Source organism: Luteimicrobium sp. DT211 (genome assembly GCF_049844995.1).
Lineage (GTDB): Bacteria > Actinomycetota > Actinomycetes > Actinomycetales > Cellulomonadaceae > Luteimicrobium.
Window position 1 is genome coordinate 432,248 of sequence record NZ_JBNCMC010000003.1, and the last position, 13,802, is coordinate 446,049.

Below are 13,802 nucleotides of genomic sequence, written 5' to 3' on the forward strand. Positions count from 1 at the left end.
CATGCCCAGACACGTGCCCGCGCACGCCGCGGCGGCCGGGGTTGCCGGCGCGAGGGGACGTGCGGATGCGGTCATGGGGCTAGACGCTAGTCGCCCGCAGGTCGGGTGCCTAGCGGCTGTCCGGATGGTGGACCGCAATCTCGGGATCCGGGCCGGGCTCTGGTCGACCGAGGATCGGCTCGCGGGTGAAAGTGCGCGAGAACGCCCGTCCGCGGTCGAATCGATTGGAGTGTCTCCTGGCGCAATCGATGCCAACGATGTCACCGTAGGGGGGCACGTCGAGAAGCGACGCGGGGACGAAACACGAGGCGGCCCCGCACGAGTCGTGCAGCACGGCCCGCCGAGGACGGCGGCAGGAAGAGGGGCACTTCATGACGGACTTTCCGCCGCGCTCGCGGGGGACACGACACACGACGGACCACGAGGAGATCCGGGCCTGGGCCGCGGTCCACGGCGCGCTACCGGCGGTGGCGCGCACGGGCTGGCGCGGTCGGCGGGCCGAGCCGACGTTCGCGCTCCCCGGGGACGACGCCGGGCTCACCCTGGTCGACTGGGCCGACTGGTTCCGGCTCTTCGACCGGTCGTCGCAGGTGTTCAGCTACCGGCTCGAGGCCGGCGAGCTGGTCGTCCCGGGCGGCGACGCCGCGGAGGAGACGGCGGCCGTCCCGGACGGCGCGGAGGCGCCGGCCGAGGAGCTGCGGCCCGCGGTCGGGCCTTCCCGGCGGTTCCGGCGCGCGGTCGTCACGGGCGGCGCGGGGTTCGTCGGGAGTCACGTCTGCGAGGCGCTCGTCGCGCACGACGTCGAGGTGCTCTGCCTCGACGACTTCTCCACCGGGGTCGAGCACAACCTCGCCGACCTGGGCCCCGAGCGGGCGTTCGACTGCGAGCAGCTCGACGTCCGCACCCTGACCACCGAGCACGCCGAGCGGCTGTTCGCCGGGGCCGACCTGGTCGTCCACCTCGCGTCGGCGGCGTCGACCGTGGACTCGGCGCGCCGGCCGGTCGAGACGCTCGAGGCCGGCGCCGTCGGCACCCGCAACGTGCTCGCCGCGTCGCGGGCGGTGGGTGCACGGTTCGTCCTCGGCTCGTCGTCGGCGCTCGACACCGACCCCGAGTTCGCGTACCTGGTCCGCTCGCGCTGGGCCACCCCCGACGGCGCGCCGCCGCTCTCGGTCTACGTGGAGGCCAAGCGCTTCGCCGAGGCGCAGACCAGCACCTGGCTGGCGTCGCGCGGGCTCGACGGCGGCGTCGTGCGGATGCACAACGTGTACGGGCCGCGCATGCGCACCGACGACGGCCGGATGATCCCGACGTTCGTCGGCCAGGCGCGGCGTGGCGAGCACCTGACCGTGCCGGGCGACGGCGCGCGGTCGCGCCAGGTGTGCTTCGTCGACGACGTCGTCACGGGCCTGCTCGACTACGCCGCGAGCGAGCGGCGGGAGTCCGTCACGGTCGGCGGCGGCCCACGACTGACCGTGCAGCGCGTCGCGGAGGACGTGGGGTCCGTGCTCGGGCTCGACGCCCGCATCGAGCACGTCGCGCCCTCGCCCGACGACGTCGACGCGCTGGTCCCGGGGCTCGCCGTCGGCCGGCTCGTCGCGCCCGCCGTGACCACGCCCTGGGTCGAGGGACTGACGCGCACGGTGGCGGCGCTCAACTGACGTGTCGGATCCCACGGTGCGCCCGTTTCACGACACCCGTGTCAGAAAGATACGATCGCGCCCATGAAGGTCCTCTTCGACATCTTCCTGATCCTCCACTTCGTCGGCTGGGCGATCGTCCTCGGCGGGTACCTCACGAGCCTGCGCAAGCCGGGCCTGCCCGTGGGCGTCTTCCACGGGGCAGCGACGGCCGTCGTCGCCGGCATCGTCATGATGGGCATCTACGAGTCCAACAAGGACCTGCTCGGCTACCACCTGTCCGAGGCCGCGCTCGGTGTGAAGCTCGTCTTCGCGCTGATCGTCGCCGTGCTCGCGTTCGTCGCGCAGCGCAAGAAGGAGCAGACGCCGATGTGGGTCAAGCACGGCGTCGGCGCCCTCGTGCTCGTCAACATCGTCATCGCGGTCTTCTGGCTCTGACCTCGTTCCCCCCGCCCGACGACGCTGCTGCCGGCGGGCGGGGTGAGTCGCGGGTTCCCGTAACAGTCGAGCGCGGAAGGGCCGACCTCCTCGTGGAGGTCGGCCCTTCCGCGTCTCCGCTGATGCGCAAGGACGATGCCCCGGTATCTGCGATCCGTCTCGAATGCTGAGATGACGTCGGTTCCCCGAATTGACCCACCTTAACCTCCGGTCACCATGCCGTGTGTGGCGCCTGTGCGAGGCATCGCTATGTGCTGGGAAGGCCCGCACCAATGCGGCCATCAGGGCAGAACAGAGAGTGGAGCACAGTGGCTCTTTCGAGTCGCCGCGTCAGGCGTGCGGCGGGCATGACAGCGATCGCAGCACTCGTGGCAGGTGCGGCGTGGGCCGCTCTGCCCGACGGGGGCGACTCGTCATCGGAGCAGCCCGATCCTGATTGCGCCGCGGTTGAGGCGCCGACGATGGGCGAGGCTTCCGATCTCGCCGTGGCGTGCGGGCATGATGTCGCTGCGGTGGACAGCTACGACCCGTGGACGTCGCTGGTCGCAACACCGCGCGGGACGGTTCGGGAGGAAGTGCACGCGGGAGCGGTGCGTACCGACCTGTCGGGCGCATGGCAGCCGGTGGACCCGACGATCGTGAAGGATTCATCGACGGGCGAGCTGACCGTCGCGTCACCGGTCTACGACGTGAGCCTTGACGGTGATTCCCCGGACAAGCTGATCTCGATGTCGAGCGAAGCAGGTTCGGTCTCGATGGGGCTCCCGCTGGCTCTGGGAGAGCCGGAGATCGACGGAGCGAGCGTGTCGTGGCCGGTCATGGATGCCACCGGAAGCGCGATCGAGGGCGCCCTGGTGCGGGCCGACGTCCATCCGGATGCGACGGGTGTCACACCGGTGGTCGAGGTCGCCGACCGGCGGGCCTACGACGAGGTTTCCGAGGCGGCCGGGCCGGGCGGGCTGGCCTTCACGGTCACGACGAGCGACGGACTCACCGTCGCGCCCGCCGAGTCCACGAGTGCCGGCTTCGAGGTCGTCGACGGTGCGGGTGTCCACGTCTTCGAGGGCGGCGAGGCGCTGCAGTGGGATAGCTCAGGGGCAACCGAGCCGGGTGCGATGACCGAGCCGGAACCCATCGCGCCAACCCCCGGAGTGTCTGGCCCAACGCCAAGCAATCCGATGGCCACGGCCGCGGAATCTCCTGCCGCGGGGCTCGAACGCACTGCGGGTGACACCGAGGCGCCGTTGGTGGTTTCACCTCAGGGCGATCAGGAAGTCACGTTGACGCCTGACGAGGCCATGATCGGGGACGACTCGACAACCTGGCCGGTCGCGATCGATCCACCGATGTCGGGGATCACGCGACACGAGTGGACCGTCATCCGGTCCGGGTTCCCCACCTACACGAAGTACAAGACGACGGCGTCTGAGGGTGTGGGCCTGTGCGACGTGCAGGCGGATGCGGCGTGCAACCTGGATAACAAGCAGCGCCTGCTCTGGGAGTTCACGGGACTGAGCACCGCGTCGTTCGATGCTGCTGACATCGTGTCCGCAACCTTCAAGGCGTACGGCACCCATTCCTACGACTGCAAGGGCTACGAGCTCGACCTCGTGATGATGGCTGCCGGGATCAGTTCTGGCACGACGTGGAGCAACGGGCCGTCGGCGAAGCTCAACCTCGACACCCAGAACCCGGTGCATCGGGACGGGCAGTGTGGGGCCCCGTCGTGGGTCTCGTGGGATGCGACGGCCGGCGCAAAGGCGATCGCGGGAAGCTCGAACAACATGATCCTCGAGCTGAGGTCACCGAGCGAGAGTTCGATGTCGTCGTGGCGCCGTTACAAGCTCTACAACGCGACCCTGGCGATCGAGTACAACCGGGCGCCGACGGCGCCGTCGAGCATGAAGACGCTGGTCGGTGCCACGAACGAGGGCTGCGAAACGGGCACCGGCCGACCGCTCATCACGAGCACGACGCCGAGCCTGTCGGTAGTGGCGAAGGATCCCGATGGGCAGAACGTCGCGGTGACGTTCGAGGTGTACAAGGGCGACACACTTGCCTGGTCCGCCACGACGTCCGCGCAGGCTTCGGGAGCGACGCACACCAAGGCCGTTCCGTCCGGGGAGCTCGCCTCCAGTTCGACGTACAAGTGGCGGGCGCGGGGCAAAGACAACGAATCGGGTGCGGCGAGGTACTCGTCCTGGGCTGGCTGGTGCGAGTTCACCGTCGACACGACCAAGCCGGCGGCCCCGACGATCACCCCAGTCGAGCCGACGGGCGCGAACTCGAGCATCCGGGCCGTCTACGTTCCTGACGTCGAACGTGGTGGCGTGGGACAGAAGGGCTGCTTCAAGATCAGTCGCGGCTCTTCGACTGACGTGGACCACTTCGAGTACTCGTTCAACACCACGACCTACGGCACCTCGGTGACGCCGGCTTCCGACGGGACGGCGCAAGTGTGCACACCGGCCGGGGCGCCGACAGCCGCCGGAACGAACCGGCTGTACGCCCGGTCGGAGGACAAGGCGGGGAACGTGTCGGCCTCGCGCACCTACACCTACGAGGTAGCGACCGCGCGCGAGGACGGGATCTGGAACTTCGACACGAAGGCGAACCCCGTCCCGGACACGTCGCGCAAGGACACCGGAGAGGCGAACCCTGCTGGGGATCTGACGGTCTCGGGGGCTACATGGGTGACGGGCCCGCACACGTTGTTCGACTCGCGTGATGGGGACTGGGCTTTGAACTTTGACGGCGTAAACGATGAGGCGTTCACCGAGTCCCCGGTCTTCGATACCACGCAGAGCTTCGTGGTCAGCGCGCACCTTCGTCTCGACGAGGCGACGAAGTGGCACACCGCGATCATCCAGGAGGGCGCCTGGAAGAACGCTTGGCGCCTCGGGTACCGACCAAACGGCTGCGAGGCGTACGAGCCCGCGGGCTGGACGGGTGGGTGCTGGCTCTTCGTGATGTACGCGACCGAGGGCGGAGCGTGGAAGGCCGTGTACTCCCCGGTCCCGCCGAAGGTCGGGCAGTGGACGCACCTGACGGCCGAGTTCGACAAGACGGAGAAGAAGGTCCGCCTGTGGACCTGCGACATCGGGACCCCCGACGACCCCGCGCCCGGTGAACCCGTCGTTGCCGAGGCGCCGTCACCGGACCCGATGTGGCGCGCAGCCGGTCCCGTCGTCCTGGGTCGCGGGCAGATTGACGGCGCCAAGGAGAACTGGTGGGACGGCCAGATCGACAACGTCCGGATCTTCAAGAACGAGGTCGTCGCACCCGCCAAGATCCGGCGCATGTGCCAGGGCGCGGAGGCCAACGACTTCAGCACGGGTGACACCGCGCTCGACCCGACGACCATGGGTGGCCTGTGATGCGGCGCGCGAACGTGAAGGTGGTCTCCATGCGGAGAAGGTTCGTGCGGCGTCCCGCAGGCCTGGCCCTAGTGGCTGGCCTGGTGGTGCTGACGCTCGGTGTGGACCCCGGGTCGCTAGCTTCAGCGGTCACGCGCTTGGTCACTGATGACGTGGGCGCGGTCGACGAACTGCAGACGCGGGAGAAGAACTTCGAGGACGTCGTGGGCGGCCTCGACATCGGCAGCGGCGCAGACGTCACACAGATCACAGGCGAAGCGTGGGTGCCGGCGCCTGACGACGACGAGTCCGACCTTCCGGCGGAGCTCCCCGGTGCAGACCAGCAGACAGTAGAGCTCGGCGGCACGTCCAGCTCCACGCAGCCAGCGGTGTTCCGCGCCCTTGCCGGGTCGGAGACAGAGGAGCCCCAGGTTCCCGCGCCAGTCGACGTCACTGTCGGGGGGCTGCCCATCAGCGTTACTCCGACTGCCGGTGAGGCCGCACCGGACGCCGTCACCATCAGGGTGGCCGACCAGGCCGAGAGCGCTCAGGCGGGAGTCACTGGCGTGCTGCTCGACCTGTCGGATGCCTCTGCTTCGCCGGCCGGCGAGCCCACCCATGTCCAGATCTCGCTCGACTACAGCAAGTTCGCGGGTCTCGCCGGAGGGGACTGGGCATCGCGTCTTCACCTGGTCGAGCTCCCGGCCTGCGCCCAGGACACGCCGGCAGAGCCGGCCTGCCAGCCCCTCCCGGTCGAGTCCGAGAACGACCCGTCGGCTCAGGTCGTCACGGCAACGGTCACGCTGCCTTCGGCCGGCACTGGCGTCGCTCCCACGGGCACCTCTGTCACCTCGGGCGCGGGCTTCAGCAACGCCGCGATGGTTCAAACGGCAGCGACGGCCGGGGCTACGACGCTCGCCCTTGTTGCCGGTGCCTCCGGTTCGGCGGGTAGCTGGAGTGCGACGAGCCTCGCCTCGTCTGCCTCGTGGGGTACCTCGGGTGCAACAGGTGCGTTCACCTGGTCCTACCCGCTGCGCTTTCCCGCCGTGCCCGCGGGTCCGAGCCCGGACCTCGCTTTGTCGTACTCTTCAGCCGCGTCCGACGGACGGGTGGCGTCGACGAACAACCAGGCGTCGTGGGTCGGGGAAGGCTTCGACCTCACGTCGAGCTACGTGGAGCGCAAGTACGTCCCGTGCTTCGACGACCGAGACCCGGTCGACACGACCGGCGACTCGGCCACGGAGACCCCCAACAACTCGGACCTGGAGACCGGCGACCTGTGCTGGGGCGGCGAGAACGCGTCCCTGGTCCTCAACGGGTCGGCCGTCGAGCTCGTGAAGGATGCTTCGACCGGCGAGTGGCATCCCAAGACCGAGGACGGGGCGCGAGTCGAGCTCAAGACCGGCGGATGGAACGACGACGAGGTCGGGCACCAGTACTGGGTGGTGACGACCGGCGACGGCACGAAGTACTACTTCGGCCGCGACAAGCGGTCCGCCGGCGACTCCAGCCTCGGCTCGGCGTGGTCAGTGCCCGTGTACGGCAACCACCCGGGTGAGCCCTGCCACGAGGACACATTCAAGGCGTCGTCATGCCGGCAGACCTGGCGCTGGAACCTCGACTACGTCGTCGACCCGTCCGGGAACACGATGACCTACCGGTACGCCCCGGAGACTGCCGCCTACCAGAAGGTCCAGGGCCCCGACGTCGCGACGTACACGTCAGGCGGCCGCCTGACGAAGATCGAGTACGGCACACGCAGCGGCGACCTGACGACGAAGGCTCCCGCGGTCGTGGAGTTCACCGCCGCCACGCGGTGCGAGGCAAAGACCGGTGTCGACTGCTCGGTCTCGAAGATCCTTGCGAACAAGGCCGCGTGGCCCGACGTGCCGTCCGACCTGTACTGCGCGTCAGGGGCGGACTCGTGCCCCACGCAGTACAGCCCGGTCTTCTTCGACCGGTACCGGCTCACGAAGATCACCACGGAGACGTACGACGGCACGACGTACCAGCCGGTCGACTCCTGGACCCTGACTCAGTCGTTCGTGAGCCCGAACGACGGCTCCGCGGGAGCGGGTGGAACTGGCAAGATCCTGTGGCTCAAGTCCATCGTGCACACCGGCCAAGGCGGCACGGCGAGCACGAGCGACGACATCGCCCTCCCTGCGGTGCTGTTCGAGAAGCAGATGCTGAAGAACCGGGTCAACTCGGTGACCGCGGGCCCGCCGTCGATGTGGCGCCCCCGCGTCTCGTCGATCCGCAGCGAGTCCGGTGCCCTGACCTCCGTCAACTACAGCGACGGGTCCGACTGCACGCCGTCGACGTTGCCAGCGGACCCCAAGACCAACACCAAGCTCTGCTTCCCGGTGAACTGGGACCCCGAGGGCGAGACCAAGAACGCGCCCGAGTGGTTCCACAAGTACGTGGTGCGCTCGATCGTCGAGAACGGCGCGGCGCCGAACCAGGGCAGCAACACCCTCGTCACCGGCAGCGCGCAGGTCACCACTACGTACAGCTACGCAGGTGATGCGGCGTGGGCCAAGCCCACCGGCGCGCTGCTGAAGCCGAAGCAGCTCACGTACTCGGACTTCCGTGGGTATCCGGCGGTCACCACGACCGTCGGCGACGAGGGCGAGGCGACCACCACGGTCACCCGCTACTTCCGGGGCCAGGGCGGCGACGTGACAGCAGGGCCCGGCGGGTACGAGGTGACGGCGAGTGACAACGCAAACCTCGAAGGGCAGGTCTTCTCAGTCGAGCAGCGCAGCGGTTCGAAGGCGGTGTCGCAGACCGTGATCGTTCCGAGCGGTCTGACCACGACCGCGACGGACAAGGACGGCACCAAGGCGACCCGGGTCGGGAAGTCCACGACGTACGGGTTCACGTTCGGCCAGGACGGAGCTGTCGACCAGCGGACGAAGTCCGTCAGCAGCTTCGACGCCCACGCCCAGCTCTCTACGGTGGACGACGCCGGCGACGTGACGACGACCGCCGACGACCTGTGCACCCGCACCACCTACGCCCACGAAGCGGACGCGACGTTCGCCGACGCCAACATGGTGGCGCTGCCGTCCCGCACCGAGGTCGTGTCCACGGCGTGCGACACCACACCGAGCCGCCCCAAGGACGTTGTCTCCGATTCGCTGTCGGTCTATGACTCCAAGGGCAGGGTTCTCGAGGGATGGGCGGTCGCCGCTGACCTGAACCGGTCGACCGGCACACTGAACCCGGAGACGCACGCCGGGTACACCAAGACGCAGACAGTCGTGGCCTACGACGACCGAGGGCGACCGACGGCAACCAAGGATGCGCTCGGACGACAGACCACCCTCGCCTACACGCAGTCAGCCGGCGGGCTGCTGCAGCAGGTCGTGACCACCAGTCCCGACCCCGATGGCGCGGGCGCTCTCGCCGGGATGACGTCGACGACCGTCTACAACCCGCTGACGGGAGCGGTCACCGAGACCCGGGACGCCAACGGCAAGAAAACGACCGGGATCTATGACGCGCTCGGGCGCTTGAAGGAGGTGCGTAACCCCGACCGGCAGGGCGCAGCGGTTCCCTCGACCGCGTACGAGTACGCCGTCCATGAGAACGGCCTGAACTCCGTGGTCACCAAGACGATCGGCGCCGACGGGAAGACCCAGCACGCGTCGAGCGTGCTCTACGACGGCCTGATGCGGCAGTTCCAGACGCAGACCGAGTCCGCGGACGGTGGAGCTTCGCAGAAGGACTCCGCTACGACGCGGGGACGGGTCATCCAGCACACCTACTACGACACGGCCGGACGGGTCCACAACCAGACCGACCAGTGGTGGGCCAAGGGCGCACCAACAGGCTCCGCGGTGACGCCACCGGTGGTCCCGGTCGCTCACACGACGTACGTGTACGACGGCGCAGGCCGGGTCACCGACCAGATCCTGTGGAACGGGACGGACTCCAACCCGGACTACGAGCAGTGGCGGACGGTCACCGACTACGACGGCCGCTACACGACTGTCGTGCCGCCCTCGGGCGGCACCGCGACCACGACCGTCACCGACGCCCGCGGGCGCACGACCGGAATGTGGGAGCACCTGGCGCGCCCGGCCGTCACCAAGGGAGCGCCGAGCAAGTCGAGCACGCTGGGCGGCTTCGACCCGCGCACCCTCGCCACGTCGTCCTACCAGGCCACCAGCTACACCACGGACGCGGCAGGCCAGCTCACGGCGATGAAGGACCCGAAGGGCAACACCTGGTCGTACACCTACGACTTCGCCGGCCAGCAGATCAAGGCTGACGACCCCGACGCCGGCGTCTCGTCGACCACCTTCGACGCCGCCGGCCAGGTCACCTCAACCACCGACGCCACGGGCAAGAAGCTCGCCTACGCCTACGACGGGATCGGCAGACCAACCACGGTCAGCGAGGGAAGCACCGTGCGCTCCAAGTGGGCGTACGACACCGCCAAGGACACCGCCGGCAAGGCGCTCCTCGGGCAGGTCGCCTCGTCGACCCGCTACGTCAACGGCGCCGCCTACACCACCTCGGTGTCAACGTACGACGAGGGATATCGCCCGTTGTCGAGCACCGTGACGCTGCCCGCGACTGGCGATCTCGCAAAGCTCACAGGGCGCACGTTTACCACCAAGACCACCTACACCGCCGACGGACAGGTCGCGTCGACGACCCTGCCGAAGATCACGACGGGCGGTTCGTCGGGCGGAACGACCGTGCTCGGGCAGGAGCGGGTCACCACCTACTACGACACCGCCTCGCACGCCCGGTGGATGGGTGGCGGATTCGGGTGGGGTACCTATGTGGCCGAGTCCCGGTTCTCCGCATACGGGCAGCCGCTCGCGATCGACCTCGGAAACACCTATGGGGCAGTCGCGTCATATCAGTACGACGAGGTGACCCGCCGCCTGACGAACGTCGCGCTCAAGCGCGAGCAGATCACCGGTACCGACCTGTCCGTGACCTACACGTACGACGCAGCGGGCAACGTCACATCCGTCAAGGACCAGCCCACCAACACCGCCCTCGGCGGCGCAGCCGGACAGGACAACCAGTGCTTCACCTATGACGGGCTGCAACGGCTGACGACCGCATGGACGGCGGCCGCCGCCGCCGACTGCTCCCTCGCACCGTCACAGGTGACGGCGGCCAAGGTCGGTGGTGCTGCTCCGTACTGGACCGAGTACTCCTACGACCCGCTTGGCAACCGGACGGCCAAGGTCGACCACGCCACCGACGGGTCGACCGGCAGCACCACGACCCGCTACACGTACGGGCAGAGCGCGGGCCCACACGCGTTGACATCGACAACGACGGCGGCGAACGGTGGCACGGCGGTCGCCGGGGCGAGTTTCGGGTATGACGCGGCAGGGCAGCAAACCTCACGTCACGTGCCGGGGACGTCGGCATTCACGATGTCGTGGGACGCGGAAGGCGCGCTCTCCCAGATCGCCGCGACCGGTGCGGGCGACGAGTCCGACCCAGGACTGGACGAGGGCGAGGCGTCGTTCGTCTACGACGCGGACGGCAACCGCATCGCCCGCACGGACGCCGGCGGAACCACGGTGTACCTGCCCGGCGGGCAGGAGTTCCACGTCGACTCCGACGGCGGAGTGACCGCGACCCGGTACTACACATTCTCGGGCCAGACGGTGGCGGTGCGGACGGACCGGGGTCTGGGCGGAGTCACCTCGCTGGTCACTGACCCGCACGGCACGACGCTGGCAGCGATCCCGAACACGAGCTGGACTGCGACGAGCGTGGAGCGGTTCTTCACCGACCCGTTCGGGGCCGTGCGGGGTCCGTCGACGATCGAGACCGTGCCGGGGGATCGGCAGTTCCTCGGCAAGACCCGCGACGAGTCCACCGGGCTGACGCTGCTCGGCGCCAGGTACTACGACGAGCAGACCGGGACGTTCATCTCGGTCGACCCGCTGCTGACCCCGACGGACCCGCAGCACTGGAACGGGTACGCCTATGCGCGCAACAACCCGCTCCTGTACAGCGACCCGAGCGGGCTAGCCCCGGTGCCGTACTCCAACGGCGAGTACCTGGTCCCCGGACAGGCGCGCCCGCCAGCGTCGGTGGACAAGAACACCCCGACGCGCAGCGCGAGGTCCGACACCCCGACCGCGTCGCGCGGCGGGACCCGCAGCTCCTATCTTGGCGGGGCGGGCAACACCCCGGCGACCTCGTCGACGAGCACCTCCTCGTATCCGGCTTCCTCCACTGGTGTCTACGATCCGAACCGCAAATTCCACGACCGGCCGCAGAACATCTTCGAATGGGGTCTGTGGTATGCGTTCGGTTTCGACTACATGGACGACTGCAACAACGGGTCAAAACTCGCATGCGGCGGGGCGTTCTTGTCCGTAGCCCTCCTCCCCGTTGGCGGCGTCGAAGGCCTGGGGGTCAAGGCCATAGAGAAGGGCGGGGCGAAAGCGGTCGCAAAGATCGCTGAAGAGGGGGCTGCGAGAGAGGTAGCGTCTGGAGTAGTATCTCGTGGATGGAAACTGGGTGATGACATCAATGCGCCCACCTGGGCAGGGAAGAAGCCGTCTTGGTCGGCGATCCGGGCGCGATTTTGGAAGAATGAGGCCGCATCGCCACAATATGGCGACTGGGCAGAGGCCCAACTCACGAGGATGCGAAGGGGCCGCGCCCCACAGCGCTATAATCCGGATAAGGGTGGCATCGAATCAATGGAGTTGAGTCACGAACCAGTGCCCTTCCGTGACGGCGGGACCGAGGTTTATCCTCGCTGGCCTCAGGATCACGCGGAGCACGACCCGTTTAGACATCCGGGGTACTGAGATGGAACCAGTCCTTGCAGACCTGTTTGCCGAGCAAGAGTCGAATGTAATCGATTGGGGAGGGCCGCTCTACAGCCTGTACGACCTCCCGACCGACTCTCACCGATTCGAAGCCCGATTCCTGGATGCCGTTGAAAATCCCGTGCAGGGCTTACGGATAAAGGTACGCGGGGGCGTGCTTTGTGTGGCCGGCACGAAAGCTGCTGACATGATCTTGTGGCGCGACAGTGCACCGGACGTGGTCGACGTCGATGTTCTCTGGACTTCGACTGACAGGCGATCTCTCCGGATGTGGAACGTCTGGCGCGTGCACAATGTCACTCATGCCTGGATAGGGAACTCAGGTATGCGAGTCGATGTCGTGAGCCCGCGCCATATTGTTGCCCAGTGCAGCGATGGGACTGGAGAGCCGCGCTTCCGCGACTTGGTTGCGGAGCTTGTGTTCTTGTGATTTTTCCCGAGGGCGCTGCTTGGCAGTGGCGCATTGATGTGCGTGCGGGCGTTCAACCTCCGCTGCAGGGCGGGCAGTTCACGTCTGGGTTGGCCAGCGCAGCCGGGCGGCGGGCAGCGTCGACGGCGTTTCGCCACAGCGCCCGGGTGCGCGGGACATCCGAGGGCGCTGTGCTGGTAGATCTACTCGTACCAGTTACGGTTTTCGGACCATCCGAGCCGTCGCTCCTAATTCGTCGACCACGGTGGTGCCGGGCTTGACGACGTGGAACGCGTCTGGGACCGCGGTGGCGTCTTCGAGCTGCTCGGCGATCGCGGACTTGTAGCCGCCGAACGGGTCGAGGGCCCGACGCCGATCACGGCCCGGAACGCTTCGCCGCGCTCAGCGAGCCAGTCCGCGTAGGCTCTCTTGGTCGGCTTGGCACCAGGTCGCAAAAGCGGGCGTGCGCCCGCCCCCGCCCGTCTCGGGTCAGGTCGACCATCCCGGTCAGGTCCTTGGGGTCCTTCGTGCACCGGTCACCGTGACGCCAGGTGTGCTTGTCCACGCCGAGCGAGGTGACCCGGCGAACCGGGACTCGTCCGCGGCGGGGTGCTCGAGCACGGGCTTCTCGGCCCGCCATAGCGTCCACCACGACACCGCGAGGCGGCGGCCGAGGCCGGCGACCGTGGCGTGCTCGCGTCGCAGCTGTCCGACCGCTCAGAACACCGCCCGGGCCGTGATGGATCCCCGCGGCGCGAGCAGTTCAGGGACTTGCTCGGCGAACGTTCCCCGGGAACACGCAGCTTGCGGGCAGCGCCAGATCTGCTGCCGCCACACCAGGCGCACTTGCGCGTTGCCGTGCGGCGCGTCGGGCAGGACGCGCCCGCGCCTGCCCCGGCTCGGGGCCACCACACCGCAGTCCGGGCAGCCCGCCATCTGCCATGGCGTGGAGACCGTCACCATCATCACGCCGTCGTCCCGCTCGACGCGCTCGACATTCACGCCAGGCAGCCCGAGCAGCGCATCGCAACCCGAGCATGGATGAGTAGTGGTGGGCGCGCCAGCGAACCCCGTAGCGTTGGACAACGTCGAGGTCCTTTAAGTCGATCAGTGGTTGGTGCTTCTGATC

General features: G+C 68.4%; 4 protein-coding genes and 1 pseudogene. 4 read left to right on the plus strand and 1 reads right to left on the minus strand.

All coding sequences use genetic code 11. The features are described 5' to 3' along the window. Window positions 1-371: 371 nt before the first annotated feature. From ACLQ14_RS09690 to ACLQ14_RS09705, 4 genes are all read left to right on the plus strand, one after another. A complete protein-coding gene (locus ACLQ14_RS09690; protein ID WP_425812353.1) occupies window positions 372-1,661 on the plus strand; it encodes an NAD-dependent epimerase/dehydratase family protein in 1,290 nt (429 codons plus the stop codon). Between the two features lie 63 nt (window positions 1,662-1,724). After that, on the plus strand, window positions 1,725-2,078 hold the full coding sequence (locus tag ACLQ14_RS09695) for a hypothetical protein (RefSeq protein ID WP_425812355.1): 354 nt from the start codon (window positions 1,725-1,727) through the stop codon (window positions 2,076-2,078). 347 nt (window positions 2,079-2,425) lie between these two features. Beyond that, entirely contained in the window at window positions 2,426-5,455 is a 3,030-nt protein-coding gene (locus ACLQ14_RS09700; RefSeq protein ID WP_425812357.1) for a LamG-like jellyroll fold domain-containing protein, read from the plus strand. 857 nt (window positions 5,456-6,312) lie between these two features. After that, the gene (locus ACLQ14_RS09705; RefSeq protein WP_425812359.1) at window positions 6,313-12,243 is read left to right on the plus strand and encodes an RHS repeat-associated core domain-containing protein; all 5,931 of its coding nucleotides are present in this window, start codon (window positions 6,313-6,315) and stop codon (window positions 12,241-12,243) included. Window positions 12,244-12,922: 679 nt separating this feature from the next. On the opposite strand, the pseudogene ACLQ14_RS09710 reads toward ACLQ14_RS09705, so the two are convergent. Then, a pseudogene (locus ACLQ14_RS09710) lies at window positions 12,923-13,759 on the minus strand (ISL3 family transposase); the annotation flags it as partial. Between the last annotated feature and the right edge of the window lie 43 nt (window positions 13,760-13,802).

Excerpts from the sequence above, each read along its gene's own strand:
- ACLQ14_RS09690 (WP_425812353.1), top strand. The coding sequence starts at position 372 with ATGACGGACTTTCCGCCGCGCTCGCGGGGGACACGACACACGACGGAC.
- ACLQ14_RS09695 (WP_425812355.1), top strand. The coding sequence starts at position 1,725 with ATGAAGGTCCTCTTCGACATCTTCCTGATCCTCCACTTCGTCGGCTGG.
- ACLQ14_RS09700 (WP_425812357.1), top strand. The coding sequence starts at position 2,426 with ATGACAGCGATCGCAGCACTCGTGGCAGGTGCGGCGTGGGCCGCTCTG.
- ACLQ14_RS09705 (WP_425812359.1), top strand. The coding sequence starts at position 6,313 with ATGGTTCAAACGGCAGCGACGGCCGGGGCTACGACGCTCGCCCTTGTT.